This is a genomic window from Streptomyces sp. NPDC016562, assembly GCF_043076955.1.
Taxonomy (GTDB): domain Bacteria; phylum Actinomycetota; class Actinomycetes; order Streptomycetales; family Streptomycetaceae; genus Streptomyces.
In genome coordinates, this window is sequence record NZ_JBIBRZ010000002.1 from 1,614,532 (window position 1) to 1,631,974 (window position 17,443).

Sequence of the window (17,443 nt, forward strand, 5' to 3'; positions counted from 1 at the left end):
TGCGTAGAGCTCGCAGAGGCGGCCAAGCGCAGTCGTGCCTGCGGGCCGGGCGCGAGGCCGCCCGTCTTCCCCGTCCCCGCCCTCGACGGCCCGACGGCCCGACGGTGCCGGAGGTGCTGGCCGAGCTCCCGCTGCTGATCCCCCTCGGCTCAGGGGCACACGGGACCGACCGATTGGCCTCGCAGGTACGCCGTCCGTTCTTCGGGGGTGAGGTCGCGGTTGACGGACTGGCAGATCTTCTTGATGGCTGCGGCGGGCGCAGGGAGCGCGACTTTCCACAACCGCGCCGTCATGTCCCAGCTGCCGGAGGCGACGGTGCGGCCGTCGGGGCTGAACGCCAACGACTGCACGGTGTCGGAGTGCCCGAGCAGTGTGGTGCGGGTCTTGGCGGACTCGACGTCCCACAGCCGCACGGCGCCGTCTGCGCTTCCGCTGGCGATGGTGTGGCCGTCGGGGCTGAACGCCACCGCGTTGACGTCGCTGGTGTGGCCGATCAGCGTGCGGCGCGTCTTGCCCGTTGCCGCGTCCCACAGCCGCACGGTGCGGTCGTAGCTTCCGGTGGCGACGGTCCGTCCGTCCGGGCTGAATGCCACCGATGTCACCCGGTCGGTGTGGCCGGTGAGGACGGTGCGGGTTTCACCGGTGGCCAGGTCCCACACGCGCGCCGTACGGTCGCCGCTGCCCGTGGCGAGCATGCTGCCGTCGGGGTTGAACGCCAGAGAACTCAGGAAGGCGGTGTGCTCGCCCATGGCGGTCTGGGCCTTTCCGGTCTTCACGTTCCACAACGCTGTCACCCCGTCGTCTGCGCCGGTCGCCAGCGTCGTTCCGTCAGGGCTGAAAGCCACCGCGTTCACCTTGTCCGCGGGGACGGTGATGGTGCTGCGAACCTTGCCGCCGGCCACGTCCCACAGCTGTACCTCGCTGTCCCCGCGACTGGTGGCGAGGGTGCCTCCGTCGGGACTGAAGGCCGCCGAAAATACGATGCCGCGGTGGTTGAGGGTGCTGTGTAGCTTGCCGGACATCGCGTCCCACAACTTGACTGCCCCCAGGGTGTCGCCAGTGGCCAGGAGACTGCTGTGGGGACGGAACGCCACTGCCTGCACCGCGCCGGTGTGCCCCGTCAGCACGGTGCGGTCTGCCACATCCCACACTCGTACGCTGCGGTCGAGGCTGCCGGAAGCGACGGTGCGTCCGTTGGGGCTGAACGCTACCGATTGCACCTCGTTGGTGTGCCCGAGGAGGACGGCGCGGGCCGCTCCGGTGGCCACGTTCCAGATCTTCACGCCGTGGTCGCCACTTCCGATGACGATCATGGTTCCGTCTGGGCTGTACGCCATGGACCTGACGAAATCCACGGACAGAGTAGCGCGCGCCTTTCCGGTGTCCACGTCCCACAGCCCTACCGACCCGTCGCCGTTTTCGGTGGCGATGGTGCGGCCGTCGGGACTGAACAGTACCGAGCCCACGTCACCTGCCGTCTCGAGCAGTGTCCTGAGGGGCGCTCCGCTGTCGACGTCCGAGAGGCGCACGGTCGTGCCGCCGCCGCTGGCAAGCGTGCGGCCGTCGGGGCTGAACGACACCGCGTGCACGATGCCGGTGTGTTCACGCAGGATGGTGCGGGGCTTTCGGGTGTCGACGTCCCACAGCCGCACGGTCGCGTCGTTGCTGCCGGTGGCGAGCGTCTTTCCGTCGGGGCTGAATGCCACGGAATTCACCTGGTCGGTATGCCCGGTCAACGTGGCGAGGGGCTTGCCGGTGGCCACATTCCACAGCCGCACCGGCCCTTCGTTGCTGCCAGTGGCGAGGATGCTGCCGTCGGGGCTGAACGCCAGTGAGACCACGGCCACGGAAACGTGGTCGAGTGTGATGCCGGCCTTCCCGGTAGCCGTGTCCCACATCCGTGCGGTGCCGTCTGTGCTTCCGCTCGCGAGGGTGTGTCCGTCCGGGCTGAACGCCACAGCGTATACCTCGCTGCTATGGCCCAACAGACGCCGGTGCAGGGGCAGAGCAGCGGCGTTGTTCAGGCTCTCCTGCGCTTCGGACGTGTGGCTGGTGCGGTACGCCTGAATGGCCAGGAGCGAGGCCAGCTCGGGGTTCGAGGTGATGAGAGTGTTGGACTCGGCCGAGAGCTGACGGGACTGGGCTGCCTCACGTGAGGTGACCGCAGACCGCCACTGCAACAGCGCACCGGCCGCCGCGACGAGAGCGAGAACGAGCAACGCGGCCAGGATCGTGTTGAGCCGGCGGCTGCGCCGGACGACCGCCCGCTGGCGGTCTCGGCTGGCGGTGAGGAACGCCGCGATGTCGCCGGGGAGGCGGTGCTTCTGCGACAGATCGAGGCCCTCCGCCAGCGCCGTGCCGCCGAGCAGGTCGCCCTGATCGTTCGTCTCCGCCCACCGGGCCTGCCGTTCCCTCGTGGCGTCGAGCCATTCGTGGAATCGGCGGTCCTGCCGCGCCCATTCGCGCAGCGTGCCCCAGTCCCGGATGAGCGCGTCGTGGATCAGTTCGGCCACCGGTTCGCCTGGAGGAGCGTCTGCGTCTCGCGGATCGCGCAGCGTCTGGGTGGTGATGATCCGGTGGCGCGTGAGTGTGGCGATGACGCTGTCGACGTCAGCGCCCGGCGTCTCGTCGGGTTCCACCGCCAGCTCGCGCAGTTCGCTCAAGGGGACCTGGGCGCGGACGGCCGGGATGCGGCGGCTGGGGTCGGCGGGGCGCACCAGCGAGGTCAGGATACGGCGGGCGATGGGACGTTGCGCGGGCGACAGCTCGTCAAGGGCGCTGTCACACCACGTTGTCAGGCTGCCGCTGACCGCTCCGATCCGGCGGTAGGCCTCGTGGGTGAGGTATCCGTCCTTCCGCTGGCGCCACAGTTGGCTGAGGGTCAGCTCCAGCAGGGGGAGCACGGTCGCGGGTGCCTGTCGGGTGGACGCTTCCTCGGGGGTGACCGCGAGGACGTCGGAGACGATCCGCTCCGGCATCCCGGGCTGGAACCGAAGGCCCACGTCCGCGGCGGGGAGGGTGATGATGTCGTGCAGGTCCCGGTCGCTCAAGGAGCCTGGGACGTTGAGCAGTCCCGGGGTCGCCGCAGCCAGCAGTCCGGGGGCGAGAGCGGCCAGCTGGGGATAGAAGTCGTCGCGCATGACCAGGATCACGCTGAGTCCCGTGTGCGAGTCGACCGCTTCGACGATCTGGTCCGCGACGGTGGAGGCGCTGATTGGTCCGCCGCCGCCCGTCCCGTGACCACCGGCCCCATGGGTGAAGAGCTCCTCGAACTGGTCGATGACCAGCAGGACGTGCGGGTGGTTCGGTTCGGCCGCGAGCCGTCGGGAAACGGCCGCACGGATCCCGTCGGTGCGTGCCCCGGCCAGCCCTGCCCGTTCGAGCTCCGCTGCCAGATCCTGCCGCGGCCGCGCGAGCAAGGTCAGCCAGCGGTCACCGCCCGGCACCTCTCCCTCTGCCAGCGCACGCAGTACCCCCGCCTGCATCAGCGATGACTTGCCCGAGCCCGACGGGCCGAGCAGCAGCGTCAGCCGGTGCTGGCGGACCAGGTTGGCCACGACCTGCCGGACCGCGTCATCCCGGCCCTGGAACCATCGGGCGTGCTCCTCCTTGAACGGCTCCAGGTCCCGATACGGGCACACCGCCTGCTCCACCAGCTCCGGCAGTGCCTCCCGCAGTACCTGCGTCGGCGTGACGTACGCGATGTTCTGGCCCCGCGCCAACCGGTCGGGCGCGGTGATCTCGGTCAGCATGCCGACGACCAGGCCGGTCACGTCGTCCAGCACGGGCCCACCGCTGAAGCCAGTGGTCAGGTCGTTGGCGTCGGTCAGCTGCAGGATCGGACTCCGGCCGTCCGTGGCCGGGAGCACATCGCTGACGACGCCGGATCGGTAGTGTCCTTCCGGTGGGGCCTGCGCGGGAAATCCGTACGAGCGCACCCCGTGCCCCCGGCACCCGTCCGCCGAGCCGAGCGGGAGCGGCCGTGCACCGGCCGGCGTGGCGGCGAGCCGGATGAACGCCACGTCCTCGCCCTCGGCTCCGCGCCATGGCCCGCTCGGCACCTGCCCCTGCACGCGTTCCGCGCCTTCGACACGCGGGAAGGCCAGCAGGACCGCGCCGCCCGGGCCGCTCCCGGCCGCCTCGACGACGTGCGCACACGTGACCACCACGGTCTCGGTGACCAGGAAGCCCGCCACGGCCACCGTTCCGTCCGGGGTGAGGATCTGGGCTACCGCCGCCACCAGATCCGAGGAGGTGCCACCGCTGGTGTCCTGCCCTGTGCCGGTCATCCGGATCAGCTCCCGACGGCCTCTGCGCGTCGGCGGGCGGCGACGGCGCCGTTCCAGGACACAGTCACCTTCAGGTGGCAGCTGGCCTGGCTCTTGGTGATCACGGCCCCGGCCTCGAACGCGAGGTCGATGCCGAACTCGACGGCGATTTGGTCGGGGCTCGCCTTGCGCAGCTCGTCGAGGGCGGCGCGTGCGACGGCCGTGACCGGCGCCAGCGCGGCTTCGAGCGTCACCGGCAGGTCCCGTACGGCATCGCCGATGCGGCCGGCCTTCACCGGCCCCTCCTGCCACGCGGCGCCCGGTTCCTCGACCAGGATGAAGCCACCGCCGTCCAGCGGAATCCGTGTCACTGGTGTCGCCACGTTTCGCCCGCCTCTCGATCGGCTCGCCACGGGGCGCCACCAGCCTCACCGCGGGGACCTGTGCCGCACCCCGGGGCGGTCCGTATGAGAGCCCCCTCCTGACGCCGGGATCGAACAGCAGCACGAGCATTGCCGTCCGGCTGGTCGGCCTTGAGGCGCAGTAGCAGTTGTTCCAGGTGCCGCGGCTAATCGTGGGGGATCCGGCCGCCCGGATGGTCGTGCGCTCTGCACCACCAAAGGGCTTCGCCTTCGTAGGTGACCGCGTGCAAGCCCCTGTCGTGTTCCGGGCAGAGCGGCCACAGCCGTCCGTAGCGATCGGCGAGGTACGTCTGGACGGCGTCGGCCACTTCCGCACGGATCCCGGGGGGATCGAACGATTGGATCGCCAACTCGGCCACCATGACGATCCCTGCGGGGAAGTCGGCCGAAGGCTGAGTCGCATCCGGCTGGATGTCGACACGCAGACCGGTCTCCCGCTCGGCGGACGCGGCCACTGCCGGGAACGCGTCCTGGACGGAACGGAGTTTCCGCTCGAAGGCGATGTGGGCGAACCGTTCCGAGGGCAGCTCCCCGTGGTCGCGGAAGACGTCCCGGACCCATGCGGGCGGGGGTCCTTCGGTGACTTGGAGACCCAGCCCGCACTCGACACGCTCCAGCCACTGCGCAAGGAGCTGCTCGTAGCGGAGCTCGCGTTCTCGTCCGTCCATGGTGTCCTCCATCCCTGTGGGTAAATGGGTCGGCTGACCCGGCCTGTTGTGGCCGGGTCAGCCGATGTGGTGCGGTGCCGCGCGCCGGTGGGCGCGATCAATGGGTGCAAGGTACTCCCGCGCGAACCGTCGGGACGGCTCAGCGGCGTCCAGTGCCGAGCCGCCGGTGACGGTGCCGACCGGTCCGGTGGAGCACACCTGGTCGGCCCACTCGGGCCGGTCCTGGCAGGTGCCGTCAATCCCGCCCCTGCACGGGAAATACAGGAACCGAAGCCTTGAGCAGCACCCTTCAGGCCGGCTCCTCGTACACGTCGATCTCGGAGGGCATCCGCTCCATGGCCGCAAGCCACTCGTCGAGGTCCGCGGTGGCGTCGCCGAAGAGCCAGGAGTTGAAGCTTCCAAGGGAAGGGGGCCCGGGTGCAGCGAGTGGGCCGCTCAGACGCGACACGCGTGCCTACTTCTCCACGAGGGGTTCCAGGACTACGGCGCCGGGCAGCGCCTTGGCCATGTCGTGGGCATAGGCGCCGGGCCGTACCCAGATGAACCAGTTGCCGGCGGCGACGATGGTGTGCCGGTAGGCCCGGCGCCCTGTCGCGATCGAGTCACCGATCTCGTCCCGGCTGTATCGAGACGTGCTCAGAACGGAAATCTCGTTGACGACGGTCGTTGCGCGGTGCTGGACCTCGCAGGTGGCGTCCGAGCCGAACTGGTTCTCGTTCCGCAGGGTCACCTTGCAGTCGAAGCCGCCTTTCGCCAGAGCGGCGATCACCTCGTCGACCGACGCGTACTCGGGACCGGTCGGCACCTCGCTCGGCATCGGCGTCAACGGCTCGGGCCCCCGCTCGCCGCCGCCCAGAGCACAGCTGGTCAGCGTCAGCAGCAGTCCCATGAGCAGCGGGATGGACTTCCGTGTGCGCATGGATCAGTTGCTCCTCGGCGGACGGGGCGCCGGTCCCGGGCTGGGGGAGGGGGTGCCGGGTTCCGCGGGGCCCGTTCCCGTTCCGGTGTGCGGCCCGCCGCCCTCATGGTAGATCGGGTCGACGGAGACGTGGTGTCCGGCCGGGGTCTGCGATTCGAGCTGGCGCACGGCGGTGGTCCGCTGCTCGTCCGTGAGCGCGTACCAGGCCATGGCGTCGTCCAGGTGCGGCTCCACCTTGTCCCAGTTCTCGCCCCGGGTCCTGATGTCGCCGCCCCGGTCACCCGACTCGTCGCCGTACTGCTCGTTCAGCTCCCGGACGCCCGGAGTATCGGCCGCGTACAGGGTGAAAAGCTGCTTGTCGGTCCTCGCCCCGTAGGGGTTCTCTTGGATGTCCTTCAGGTGGTAGGCACTCATGCGGATGTTCTCGTTGGGGTTCTCCTCGATGTACTTGGTGAGTTCCGCATCCCCGAGGCTCCCGAGGAAGGTGCCGTCCGGAAGCGTGAACGCCCTTCGGTTGCGCTCCATCACCTCCCGCGCCGTGTCCGGCTTCATGTGCGTGATGCCGAGGGATTTGTCGGGCTTGAGTGACTGCTGCAGCGTCCAGTCGAAGATACGTCCCGCCTGCGCCAGCGGGCCGGACAGGCCGGGGCTGAAGTTCTGGTACCACTGCTGTTCCTGCCACAGGATCGCCAGCAGCAGCTTCCGGCTGATGCCCGTCTCGGCAGCGGCCCGGTTCAGTGCGGCGAACTGGGCCGGGGAGACGTTGACCGGGTGCAGGCCGTCGGTGCCGCCCGCCAGAGCCAGGGCGACGGCGAGCGGGGAACCCGGAGTCAGGGCCTCCTTGGCCAGCTTCGGGTCGGAGACAGCGGTGAGGCCCTCGATCGTGCGCAGGGCGCGTGCCGCTTCCACATCGGCCTGGGTCGCCGTGCGCAGGGCGTCGACGATGATCCCCTGTGCGTGGTTGACCGGTTCGAGGTGCTCGGTGCTGCCCTGGGGGACCAGGACGGGGTGGGACAGCTGGACCCGGCCGCTGTCGTCGACCTTCAGATCGTGGCTGCGGGCGTAGTCCAGGGCGCTGTTCAGGTCCCGCTGCGCCGCCTCGATCGCCGCGGCCAGGTCGTCGTAGACCTTGGCCATCGCGCGCAGGGCGAGCGCGGACGTCTCATAGTCGCCGGCGTGCTTCACGAACCGTTCCGTCGCGGCGCGACCGGCCTCGCCGACCCAGCACCGGCTGACCGTACGGGCGACGTCCTCGCGGGCGTAGGATGCGAGGCCGTCGCACTGCTTGGCCACGGCCACCGCATCGTCTGCCGCGGTGCGCCACTTCTGCGGGTCGGCCTGCTTCAGCTCGGGGACGGAAACCATCAGGCGTCCTCCAGCACGCCGCCGGCCGCGCGCAGTCCGTCGGCTATCGCCCTGTCCTCGGTGGTGATGGCGTTCGTACCCGTGGTCAGGGCGTCAGCCGCGCTGTCGACGAGGTCCGCGAGCTCCCGGAGCCTGCGCTGCCAGGCGCCCACACAGTCGTTGCTGGCCGACCCGGCCGCCCACCCGGCGTGGCTTCGGCCCACGGCCTCGGCGTCGTCGAGCGAGGACTTGTCCCGGGCCTCGGCGTTCGCCGTACGGATGCCGGACGCCTTGGAATGCACGGGGCCGTCCACGAGGCCGAGGTCGGCGTTCCCCGGCGCAGGGGCCGGCGACGCGGACGCATTCGGCTGGGGATTGGGTGCGGGCGACGGCCCGGCGGAGGCGAGACGCATGGCCGCCTCTCCCTTCGAACGCGTCCATTCCGCTTCGAAATCGCACGTCATTTCCCCAGCTTTGCACATCCGATTGCCCGCTACTGCTCCCTTTTCTGACAGAACAACAACTCCGGCTGTGGGTGTGGACGCCGGATCCAGTGGCCGCTGGATCTGGTCCGCCTCACCGATCGGGGGCCGGCTCAGAGATCGCTCCACGAACCGCTTGTTTGTGTCCGCCGCCAGCACGTGGCGGCGGACACCGATCCTCTCGTGCACCCCCCGCCTGTTTCAGGAGGCTGCGGCGGCCTTGTCGATACGGGGGACGAAGAGCTGGGCCAAGGAATGGACGGTGGCCGGGTCCGGGGAGCTGCCGACCTCATCCTCCAGCTTTACCTTGGCGATGACCGTGCCCAGGCACATGATGAGGTCGAGGCCGTCCAGGCCACCGGCGTTGCGGCAGATGTCCGCGTGGCCGGTCTTGGGTCTCCAGCCCGCGCCGGCTGATCCGCTGTCGGTTGAAGGGTTCTGGCTCACTTTCCGTGGAGCGTGCAGCGGGAGTGACATCAGGCGTGGCAGCGGAGCCGGACGAGGATGGTGTCGCCGGGAAGGTCCGCGAGGTACGCCTCGCTGCCACGCCATACGGTGGGCTTCGGAGGGTCGTGAGGGCAAGAACCCGGATCGCAGGAGGCGTGCACGGCATGGCTGCCGCCTTCCAGCCACCAACCGTCCAAGGTGAGCACGTCCGTGTCCGGCGGGTGTTGCCTGGTGAACTCACGGATGTACTCGGCGCGGGTTCCGTCGTAGCCGATCACCGGGTGCTCCTGGGGGCCGGCAGGGCCCACGAACCCCAGATACCCCAAGTTGAGGCTGAAGGGGTGGTCGAGGTACGCCCTGATCAGCGGCTGAGCCCGGTAGGCGGAGAGCATCTCGTCTCCCCACCGGTCACCGGGGAACGCGTCCGGATCGTTCCGCCAGCGGTCGACGAAGACCGCGAGGGGAACGGCTGGGGGGTGGAGGGCGGACAGGCTGTGCCACAGGTCCCAGGACGCGGCGACCGCGCGCTCGTGGGCAAGGTTCGGCTGCGAGAAATTGAGCAGAGCACGGGGTCCCCCGGCGCAGACGCCCGGGACGTTGGGACGGGGCGAACCGTCGTATCCGGGGTCGTCGTGGATGAGTCTGGGGTCGCCCATGTGTCCCGGGGCGACTGCGAAACCCATGCCGTCGCTGCCACCGGAAATGTGGCGTGCGTCCCACATGCCACGGTCGACGGGGTTGTCAGACGTGTCCAGGTAGAAGGGCGCGAGGGCCTCTGCAAGCGCCCCTTCGATATCGCCTGCGGCCTCGGCCGGCAGACATACCGTCACCCATACTCTGGCCATCCGCCCCTCCTTGCCACGTCGGCGAACAGCATGATCGCACGCGTGCGGAGACGTGCCACAAGCCAGGTCGCCCAGCCCGCGCTGCGTACGTCGGCGGGAAGGCGCAGACAGGAGCCGTGGACGCGCTTGGGCCAGCCGCCGCAGCCAGCGCAACCGTCGCTCAAGGGGGAGTTTATTCCGTGTGATCTGCGGCCCACCGGGAAGCGCCGAGCCGGGCGGAGCCGAAGGCGGGCGACGCGGGTGCCGGGCCCAGGGTGGTCGTGCCCGGCGCCGCCCGGTGGCCCAGGCCCGTGCGGTACGCGTCCATCGCCGCCTCCACCCGGCCTGTACGTCGCAGCAGGTCGCCCAGCAGCCTGCACAGATCGGCCAGGTCGCCGCTGGCCCCGCTGCGCTCCAGCAGGGCCAGCGCCTGTACGTAGTGCTCCTCGGCCGACTCGGTCTCGCCGTGCTCCTCGGCGATCAGGCCGAGGAGCCGGTGCGCGCCGCCCGCGTGTACCGCGCCGTGGCTGTCTCCCAGTTCCAGCAGCGTCGAGAGCAGCCGGGCGGCCTCGTCGAAACGGCCGAGCTGGCGCAGGACGTCGGCCAGTTCGACCTCCACCTGGGCCGTGTACAGCCCGGCCCGCCGGGCTGACAGCATGTCCCGGGCCGTGCGCAACTCGCGCTCGGCTGACTCCAGTTCACCGTTCTGGGCCTGTACGTAGCCGCGCATCCAGTGGCAGTGGGCCAGATCGGTCCGCAGCCGCAGCTGACCGTAGATCTCCTGGGCCTTGGCGAGGGAGGCGTCGGCGTCGGCCACCCGGCCCTCGGCCAGGAAGGTCCGGGCCACCTGCCGGTGCATGCCCGCCACCAGCGCCGGGTCGCTGACCTGCGGGGCCAGCGCGAGCGCGAGCTCGGCCGCGTGGGCCGCGCGGCCCAGGGCCCCCATGTCGATGTACGGCCCGATCACCGCCGCGTAGAGGAGCACCAGTGCCTCGGGGTCGGCCAGCCCGCTCGCGCCCAGCTCGTCGATGGTGGATTCCAGGAGGTAGCAGGCGTAGCGCAGCTCACCGGCCAGCAGGTGCGCGACGGCGCGGCCGCGGATCGGGCGGGCGCGCCGGGGGAGCGGTTCTTCGGCCAGGAGCCGCTCGGCCGCCTCGAAGTGGGCGATCGCGTCGGGCAGTTCGCCCGCCTCCAGCGCGCATTCGCCGAGCCCCAGCCGCGCCTCGGCCTGTTCGGAGGTCAGCCCGAGGTCGGTGGCCTCGGCGAGCAGGCTCCGGTAGCGGGTGGCGGCCTCGTCGGCCGCGCCGGTGGACAGCGTCTGCTGGGCGTCGGTGAGGGCGAGCCGCAGCTCGGTGGCCAGATGGGCGGGACGACCCGTGGCCAGCTCCTCGTACGAGGTGCCCAGGCGCGCGGCGAGGAAGCGCAGCGCGGTCTCGGAGGGGCGGACCTTGCCCGACTCCAGGGTGGAGATGTAGGCCGAGGTGTACGAGGGCTCGGCCAACTGCCGCTGCGTCAGGCCGAGTTCGCCGCGCATGCGCTGAACCCTGCGGCCGATACGCGCCGGTTCGTCCATGGAATCCCCCTGGTTGCTCGAACTCCCCAGTATTGAGGGGGAGCAGGCCATTGCGCACCTCTCACGCGCCCCCTAGTTTAAGCAGCTGTTTCAGTGCGCTTAACAAGCTGCTTAATTCCCTTTCCTGGGGGAGGACTTCATGGATCCAGTCAGAGGACGCCGCCTCCGGCGCCCGGCCGTACGCTCCGCCCTGCGCGGGGCCGCCGCGATGGTCGTCGCGACCGCCGCGCTCGTGGCCGCCGGGCCCGCCCGCGCGGTGGACGCCCCGGCCAAGGACCGGGTGGAGGTGGAGATCCCGGGCCCGGAGCACGGCGGCTTCGCCGGATCCGGCCACACCCGGGTACCGGCCGCCGCCGGCCCCGCGAAGAGCGCGGGCCGGCTCTCCGAGGCCGAGCGGGCGGCGGACGGCGAGGTCGTCAAGATGGTCGACAACGGCCCGACCGCCGACCGCCTCGACGTCGTCATCGTCGGGGACGGCTACACCGCCGGCGAACTGGAGCGGTTCCGCTCCGACGCCGCGCAGAAATGGGGCGAGGTGACGGCCGTCGAGCCGTACACCACCTACCGGAACCTGTTCAACGTCTGGACGGTCGACGCGGTCTCCCACGACTCCGGCGTCTCCGGCGACCCCGACCCGGCCACCGTCCGCGACACCGCCCTCGGCTCGTACTTCTGGTGCGACGGCATCGAGCGGCTGCTCTGCATCGACCAGCCCAAGGTCGACACGTACGTGGCGAAGGCGCCGGAGGCCGACCTCGTCATCGTCCTGGCCAACAGCGCCAAGTACGGCGGCGCCGGCTACAACGAGCCCAGCCCCACCCTCGGCTACGAGGGGATATCGACGGCCTCGGCCGGCCACGCGAAGTCCGGCCAGGTCGCCATCCACGAGACGGGCCACTCGCTGGGCAAGCTCGCCGACGAGTACTTCTACACGGGCGTGCCGGACTACGAGAAGTACACCGGCCGCGAGCCCGCCGAGTCCAACAGCTCGGGCCTGTCCGCCGACCGGATGGCCGCGCAGCGGGCCAAGTGGTACCGCTGGCTCGGCGAGCCGTCGCCCGACGGCGGCACGGTGGGCACCTACGAGGGCGGCAACTACTACGTCACGGGCCTCTACCGGCCCACCGACAACTCGCTGATGCGGGTCCTGGGCAAGCCCTTCAACCTGCCCGGCGTCGAGTCGATGATCGCCGGCTTCTACCAGCACGCACGAACCGTCACCGCGCTCACCCCGACCGACAGCACCCTGAGGCTGCGCCACACGGCGAAGGTGGCCGTGCCGGCGCTGACCGGCGCGGACGGCCGGCAACTGGTGGTGCGCTGGTACCTCGACGGCAGGGAGCTGAAGCGGTTCGAGGGCCGCAGCGAGGTGTCCGTGGCGGAGCTGTGGCTGTTCGACTTCCGCACGCACCGGCTCTCGGTCACGGCAGAGGACCGCACGCCGTCGGTGCGCGACCCGAAGGTACTGCCGACCCTGCGCTCCACCGCCGCCTGGCAGGTCCGGCTGTAGACCTGACCAAGCCGGCGACGCGCCGAACCCGGTGACGCGCCGAAGCCGGTGTCCGCGGCGACAGGATCGCGGCGGACACCGGCGGGGGCGGAGCCAGGGGCTCCCGAACTACATGGGGTCCATGCCCCGTGTGTCCATGCGGCCCTCCTGCTCGCTCTGCTCCTGCAGGCGGCGGGCCTTCTCCTGCAGCCGTCGGCGCTCCTCCGGGTCGGTGGACCGCTCGGCCGCGTCCTTCAGTTCCTGCGCCTTGTCGCGCATCTGCTGGGACCGGCCGCGGGATTCGCCTGAAACGCTCATTGATCGCTCCTTGGATCTGTGGGGGAGAGCGGGCGGATTCAGCGAACCAGTACTGCCGTTCGCCCGCATCTCGAAGCGTCACCCAGCGTGACGCCGGGGCGCGGGAGCCCGCGAATGGCCGACCGCGGATGCCGCGGCGGGCGCGTTCGGCGAGTCTGTGGGGGTGAGCCGAACCGATCCCCCGCAGGCCGCCGCCTCCCCCGTCGGCGCCACCAGCACCACCGTCACGCTGCGCGTCAACGGCACCGGGCATTCCCTCCGGCTGGACCACCGCGTCACCCTCCTCGATGCCCTCCGGGAGCACCTGGACCTCACCGGGGCCAAGAAGGGGTGCGACCACGGCCAGTGCGGGGCCTGCACCGTGCTCCTCGACGGGCGGCGGGTCAACAGCTGCCTGCTGCTCGCCGTCGCCCAGGACGGCGCCGAGGTCACCACCGTTGAGGGACTCGCCGACAGCGGCGACGACAACGCGGCGGCCCTCCAGCGCGCGTTCGTGGAACGGGACGCCTTCCAGTGCGGCTTCTGCACACCGGGCCAGCTCTGCTCCGCCGTCGCATTGCTCGCCGAAGCCGAAGCCGAAGCCAGTACCCACCCCCCGGTCACCCTCACCGAGGAGCAGATCAGGGAGCGGCTCAGCGGCAACCTCTGCCGCTGCGGCGCCTATCCGGCCATCGTCCGGGCCGTGCAGGACGTGGCCGGATGAAGCCTTTCGACTACGTACGGGCGACCACCCTCCAGGAGGCCGCCGAGGCCCACGCCGCCCGTCCCGGTTCCCGCTACCTCGCCGGCGGCACCAACCTCGTCGACCTGATGAAACTCGGCGTCGAGACCCCCGGCACCCTCGTCGACCTCTCCCGCATCCCGCTCCACGCCATCGAGGAGCTGCCCGGCGGGGCCCTGCGCATCGGCGCCACGGCCCGCGCCCGCGACGTGGCCGCGCACCCCCTCGTACGCGCCCGGTACCCGGCCCTGGCCCAGGCCCTCCTCGCCGGGGCCTCCCCGCAACTGCGCAATGTCGCCACCACCGGCGGCAACCTCCTCCAGCGCACCCGCTGCACGTACTTCCAGGACGTCTCCAAGGCCTGCAACAAGCGCGAGCCGGGCTCCGGTTGCTCCGCGCTCGACGGCATCCACCGCGACCACGCCGTACTCGGTCACTCCCCGCACTGCGTCGCGACCCACCCCTCGGACATGGCCGTCGCCCTCGCCGCGTACGACGCCGACGTCGAGCTGTACGCGACCGGTGGCACCCGGACGGTGGCGGCCACCGCCTTCCACCGGCTGCCCGGCGACCACCCCGAGCAGGACACCGAAATCCGCGACGGTGAGATCGTCACCGGGGTGCTCCTGCCCGCCGCCGCGCCCGGCGCCCGCTCCCGGTACCGCAAGGCGCGCGACCGGGCCTCGTACGCCTTCGCGCTGGCTTCGGTCGCCGTGGTGCTCGACCTCGACGCCGACGCCGGTCTCGTACGGCGGGTCGCCGTCGCCTTCGGCGGGCTCGCCCACCGGCCCTGGCGCGCCGGCACCCTCGAACGCACCCTCACGGGGTCCGCGCCGACCCCCGAAGCCGTCCGGCAGGCGGTCGAGGCCGAACTGGCCGGGGCCCGGCCCCTGGGCGACAACGCCTTCAAGGTGGCACTCGCCGGGAACCTGGCATGCGACGTGCTCGGCGCGCTGGCCCGTTCGGACACGTGACCCGCCCGCAGTGACCCGCCCACACGTGACCCGCCCGCCCGTGACCCGCCCGCAGACCCCCGCAGACCGCGTCCGTGAACCCCCAGAGGAGCAGGCGATGCCCGCCCACCCGGCCCTCGGCACCCCCACCATCCGCGCGGAAGGCACGCAGAAGGTCACCGGCGCCGCCCGCTACGCCGCCGACCACACCCCGCCCGGCTGCGCCTACGCCTGGCCCGTCCCCGCCACCGTCCCCCGCGGCCGCGTCACCGCCGTCGACACGACCGCCGCCCTGGCCATGCCCGGGGTACTCGGCGTCCTCACCCCGGACAACGCGCCGCGGCTCGGCCCCTGGGAGGACCCCACCCTCCAGGTGCTCCAGGACCACGCCGTCCCGCACCGCGGCTGGTACGTGGCCCTGGCCATCGCCGACACCCCGGAGGTCGCCCGCGCCGCCGCCGAAGCGGTGAGGATCGACTACGCGGTCGAACCGCACGACGCGGTCCTGTACGAGGACCACCCCGGCGCCTACACGCCCGAAGAGGTCAACGGCGGCTACCCGGCCGAGCGCGAGCAGGGCGACCCGGACGCGGCGCTGGCCGCCGCACCCGTACGGATCGACTGCGCGTACACCGTGCCCCCGCTCCACAACCACCCCATGGAGCCGCACGCCGCCACCGCAGTCTGGGACGCCGGAGGGGACCGCCTGAGCGTCCACGACTCCAGCCAGGGCGCCGGCACCGTCCGGACGACCCTGTCCGCGCTCTTCGGCGTGCCCGAGGACCACGTCGAGGTCATGTCCGAACACGTCGGCGGCGGCTTCGGCTGCAAGGGCACCCCGCGCCCGCACGTGGTCCTGGCCGCCATGGCCGCCCGGCACACCGCACGCCCCGTCACACTCGCCCTGCCCCGGCGCCACATGGCCGCCACGGTCGGGCACCGGGCCCCCACCCTGCACCGGCTCGCCCTGGGCGCCCGCCGCGACGGCACCCTCACGGCCCTCACCCACGCGGTCACCACCCACACCTCCCGCGTCCGGGAGTTCGTCGAACAGGCCGCCGTCCCCGCCCGGGTCATGTACGCCGTACCGGACCTGCGCACCAGCCACCGCGTCGTCGCCCTGGACGTCCCCACCCCCTCGTGGATGCGCGCCCCCGGCGAGACCCCCGGCATGTACGCGCTGGAATCGGCCATGGACGAGCTGGCGGACGCGCTCGGCATGGACCCCGTGGAACTGCGGATCCGCAACGAGCCGGCCGTCGAACCGGACAGCGGCCGCCCCTTCAGCAGCCGCCACCTCGTCGAGTGCCTGCGGGAGGGCGCGGCCCGGTTCGGCTGGGAGGCCGGGCGCACCCCGCGCCGTGACGGGCCGCTGCTGCGCGGGGTGGGCGTGGCCGCCGCCACCTACCCCGTCTGGATCGGCCCCTCCACGGCGCGGGCCCGCGCCCACCCCGACGGCGGTTACCTCGTCGAACTCAACGCGACCGACCTCGGGACCGGCGCGCGCACCGTCCTCGCCCAGGTCGCCGCCGACGCCCTGGGCGCGCCGCTCGCGTCCGTGACGGTGGCCATCGGCCACACCGGCCTGCCCGCGGCCCCGCTCGCCGGCGGCTCCGCGGGAACGGCGTCCTGGGGGTGGGCGGTCCACGAGGCCTGCACCGACCTCGCCGCCCGGCTCGCCCGCCACCCGGGGCCGCTGCCGCCCGAGGGGCTGTCGGCCGTGGCCGACACGACCGAGGCGGCCAAGAAGAAGCCCCCGTACGCCCGCCACGCCTTCGGCGCGCACTTCGCCGACGTCCAGGTCGACACGGTCACCGGCGAGGTCCGCGTACGCCGCCTGCTCGGCGTGTACGCGGCCGGGCGCATCCTGAACCCGACGACGGCGCGGTCGCAGTTCATCGGCGGCATGGTCATGGGCCTCGGCATGGCCCTGACCGAGCACAGCGCCGTCGATCCCGCCTACGGCGACTTCGCCCAGAGCGACCTGGCCGCCTACCACGTGCCCTCGCACGCGGACGTGCCCGCCATCGAGGCGCACTGGATCGACGAGCGCGACGAACACCTCACCCCCATGGGCGGCAAGGGCATCGGCGAGATCGGCATCGTGGGGGTGGCCGCCGCGATCGGCAACGCCGTCTGCCACGCCACCGGCCACCGGCTGCGGGAGCTGCCCCTCACACCGGACCGGGTCCTGGCCGTCCTCGGCCCGGAGCGCTGATCAGTTCCGGCAGTGATCAGTCGGTGTCCGACCCGAGGGCGGTGGTGAGGGTGAACAGGGCGCCGTCCGGGTCGCGCAGGGTCACCCACCGCTCCTCCGCGTTGGAGGTGATGTCCGAGACGGTGCGCCCGCCCAGCGCGACGGCGGCCTCTATGGCCGGCCGGAGCTTGGGAACCCGGAAGTGGACGTGCCAGCGGGGCCTGGTGTGCGGGGAGTACGAGGCGATCTCGACCGGTCCGCTGTTGAGGCGGGCGACCGGTTCGCCCTCCTGCCGCAGCACGACCTGGTCCTCCTCGTAGGAGACCTCGCAGCAGCCTTCCCGGCCCGTGGCCCACTCCAGCACCGCGCCGTAGAACATCGCCGCGTCGAGGGCGTTGCGGGTGCGCAGTTCCAGCCAGGCCGGCGCGGGGCCCTTGCCCACCCGCCAGTCCGCGGCCACATCGCCCTCCCAGATCCCGAACACCGCACCGTCGGGGTCCGCCACGAGGGCCCCGCGGCCGCCGGACTCGAAGGAGACCGGACCGACCGCGATCGTCCCGGTGCGTTCCCGGATGCGGTCCACCGCCACATCGGCGTCGTCCACGGCGAAGTACGGGGTCCATGCCACCGCGACGCCCAGGTCACTGGCCAGCGCACCGATGCCCGCGACCGGAACGCCGTCCAGGTACGCCACCGTGAAGGCCGTGCCGAGACGGGTGGGGCGGAACCTCCAGCCCGCGACCGCCCCGTAGAAGCGCTGCGCCGTATCGAGGTCGCGTGCCATCAGGCTCACCCAGCACGGGGCGCCGAAGACCTCC

Annotated in this window: 16 protein-coding genes; 4 read left to right on the plus strand and 12 right to left on the minus strand. The window is 71.8% G+C overall.

Annotation, left to right across the window (positions count from 1 at the left end):
- Nucleotides 1-149 precede the first annotated feature (149 nt).
- The 10 genes from ACF059_RS15020 to ACF059_RS15065 all read right to left on the minus strand — a co-directional run bounded on the left by ACF059_RS15020 (nt 150) and on the right by ACF059_RS15065 (nt 10,947).
- On the minus strand, nt 150-4,289 hold the full coding sequence (locus ACF059_RS15020) for a trypsin-like peptidase domain-containing protein (protein ID WP_392056450.1): 4,140 nt from the start codon (nt 4,287-4,289) through the stop codon (nt 150-152).
- Nucleotides 4,290-4,294: 5 nt separating this feature from the next.
- A complete protein-coding gene (locus ACF059_RS15025; protein WP_392056453.1) occupies nt 4,295-4,639 on the minus strand; it encodes a CU044_2847 family protein in 345 nt (114 codons plus the stop codon).
- Nucleotides 4,640-4,836: 197 nt separating this feature from the next.
- On the minus strand, nt 4,837-5,358 hold the full coding sequence (locus ACF059_RS15030; protein WP_392056455.1) for a hypothetical protein: 522 nt from the start codon (nt 5,356-5,358) through the stop codon (nt 4,837-4,839).
- Nucleotides 5,359-5,647: 289 nt separating this feature from the next.
- Nucleotides 5,648-5,806, minus strand: coding sequence for a hypothetical protein (locus ACF059_RS15035; protein WP_392056457.1), 159 nt, complete (start codon nt 5,804-5,806; stop codon nt 5,648-5,650).
- A 6-nt stretch (nt 5,807-5,812) separates the two neighbouring features.
- Nucleotides 5,813-6,277: a hypothetical protein gene (locus tag ACF059_RS15040; protein WP_392056460.1), complete on the minus strand. Its 465-nt coding sequence runs from the start codon at nt 6,275-6,277 to the stop codon at nt 5,813-5,815.
- Nucleotides 6,278-6,280: 3 nt separating this feature from the next.
- Nucleotides 6,281-7,642, minus strand: a complete 1,362-nt coding sequence (locus tag ACF059_RS15045; RefSeq protein ID WP_392056463.1) for a hypothetical protein — start codon at nt 7,640-7,642, stop codon at nt 6,281-6,283.
- Nucleotides 7,642-7,923 carry a hypothetical protein gene (locus ACF059_RS15050; protein ID WP_392056465.1) on the minus strand — a complete coding sequence of 94 codons (282 nt, stop codon included), beginning with the start codon at nt 7,921-7,923 and terminating at the stop codon, nt 7,642-7,644. Before ACF059_RS15050 ends, ACF059_RS15045 begins: the two co-directional genes overlap by 1 nt.
- Nucleotides 7,924-8,304: 381 nt before the next feature.
- A complete protein-coding gene (locus ACF059_RS15055; RefSeq protein WP_392056468.1) occupies nt 8,305-8,550 on the minus strand; it encodes a hypothetical protein in 246 nt (81 codons plus the stop codon).
- Nucleotides 8,551-8,579: 29 nt separating this feature from the next.
- The gene (locus tag ACF059_RS15060; protein ID WP_392056471.1) at nt 8,580-9,395 is read right to left on the minus strand and encodes a hypothetical protein; all 816 of its coding nucleotides are present in this window, start codon (nt 9,393-9,395) and stop codon (nt 8,580-8,582) included.
- Nucleotides 9,396-9,567: 172 nt separating this feature from the next.
- The gene (locus ACF059_RS15065) at nt 9,568-10,947 is read right to left on the minus strand and encodes a tetratricopeptide repeat protein (RefSeq protein ID WP_392056474.1); all 1,380 of its coding nucleotides are present in this window, start codon (nt 10,945-10,947) and stop codon (nt 9,568-9,570) included.
- 139 nt (nt 10,948-11,086) lie between these two features.
- Here ACF059_RS15065 and ACF059_RS15070 point away from each other — a divergent pair, with 139 nt between their 5' ends.
- Nucleotides 11,087-12,457 (plus strand): M64 family metallopeptidase, encoded by a 1,371-nt coding sequence (locus tag ACF059_RS15070; protein ID WP_392056477.1) that lies wholly within the window; start codon nt 11,087-11,089, stop codon nt 12,455-12,457.
- A 108-nt stretch (nt 12,458-12,565) separates the two neighbouring features.
- On the opposite strand, the gene ACF059_RS15075 is transcribed toward ACF059_RS15070, so the two are convergent.
- Nucleotides 12,566-12,754 carry a DUF6381 family protein gene (locus ACF059_RS15075; RefSeq protein ID WP_392056479.1) on the minus strand — a complete coding sequence of 63 codons (189 nt, stop codon included), beginning with the start codon at nt 12,752-12,754 and terminating at the stop codon, nt 12,566-12,568.
- A 163-nt stretch (nt 12,755-12,917) separates the two neighbouring features.
- Between ACF059_RS15075 and ACF059_RS15080 the strand changes: the two genes are divergently transcribed.
- The 3 genes from ACF059_RS15080 to ACF059_RS15090 all read left to right on the plus strand — a co-directional run bounded on the left by ACF059_RS15080 (nt 12,918) and on the right by ACF059_RS15090 (nt 16,646).
- Complete coding sequence (locus ACF059_RS15080; protein ID WP_392056482.1) at nt 12,918-13,457, plus strand: (2Fe-2S)-binding protein; 540 nt, start codon at nt 12,918-12,920, stop codon at nt 13,455-13,457.
- Nucleotides 13,454-14,449, plus strand: a complete 996-nt coding sequence (locus ACF059_RS15085; RefSeq protein WP_392056483.1) for an FAD binding domain-containing protein — start codon at nt 13,454-13,456, stop codon at nt 14,447-14,449. Before ACF059_RS15080 ends, ACF059_RS15085 begins: the two co-directional genes overlap by 4 nt.
- A 97-nt stretch (nt 14,450-14,546) precedes the next feature.
- Nucleotides 14,547-16,646 (plus strand): xanthine dehydrogenase family protein molybdopterin-binding subunit, encoded by a 2,100-nt coding sequence (locus tag ACF059_RS15090; RefSeq protein WP_392056486.1) that lies wholly within the window; start codon nt 14,547-14,549, stop codon nt 16,644-16,646.
- Between the two features lie 16 nt (nt 16,647-16,662).
- Here ACF059_RS15090 and ACF059_RS15095 read toward each other — a convergent pair whose 3' ends face one another.
- The gene (locus ACF059_RS15095) at nt 16,663-17,409 is read right to left on the minus strand and encodes a VOC family protein (RefSeq protein ID WP_392056717.1); all 747 of its coding nucleotides are present in this window, start codon (nt 17,407-17,409) and stop codon (nt 16,663-16,665) included.
- Nucleotides 17,410-17,443 lie beyond the last annotated feature (34 nt).

What these genes read in the sequence shown, in the direction of transcription:
- ACF059_RS15020 (WP_392056450.1), bottom strand. Translation starts at nt 4,289, where the DNA reads ATGACCGGCACAGGGCAGGACACCAGCGGTGGCACCTCCTCGGATCTG.
- ACF059_RS15030 (WP_392056455.1), bottom strand. Translation starts at nt 5,358, where the DNA reads ATGGACGGACGAGAACGCGAGCTCCGCTACGAGCAGCTCCTTGCGCAG.
- ACF059_RS15040 (WP_392056460.1), bottom strand. Translation starts at nt 6,277, where the DNA reads ATGCGCACACGGAAGTCCATCCCGCTGCTCATGGGACTGCTGCTGACG.
- ACF059_RS15045 (WP_392056463.1), bottom strand. Translation starts at nt 7,642, where the DNA reads ATGGTTTCCGTCCCCGAGCTGAAGCAGGCCGACCCGCAGAAGTGGCGC.
- ACF059_RS15060 (WP_392056471.1), bottom strand. Translation starts at nt 9,395, where the DNA reads ATGGCCAGAGTATGGGTGACGGTATGTCTGCCGGCCGAGGCCGCAGGC.
- ACF059_RS15065 (WP_392056474.1), bottom strand. Translation starts at nt 10,947, where the DNA reads ATGGACGAACCGGCGCGTATCGGCCGCAGGGTTCAGCGCATGCGCGGC.
- ACF059_RS15070 (WP_392056477.1), top strand. Translation starts at nt 11,087, where the DNA reads ATGGATCCAGTCAGAGGACGCCGCCTCCGGCGCCCGGCCGTACGCTCC.
- ACF059_RS15075 (WP_392056479.1), bottom strand. Translation starts at nt 12,754, where the DNA reads ATGAGCGTTTCAGGCGAATCCCGCGGCCGGTCCCAGCAGATGCGCGAC.
- ACF059_RS15085 (WP_392056483.1), top strand. Translation starts at nt 13,454, where the DNA reads ATGAAGCCTTTCGACTACGTACGGGCGACCACCCTCCAGGAGGCCGCC.
- ACF059_RS15090 (WP_392056486.1), top strand. Translation starts at nt 14,547, where the DNA reads ATGCCCGCCCACCCGGCCCTCGGCACCCCCACCATCCGCGCGGAAGGC.
- ACF059_RS15095 (WP_392056717.1), bottom strand. Translation starts at nt 17,409, where the DNA reads ATGGCACGCGACCTCGATACGGCGCAGCGCTTCTACGGGGCGGTCGCG.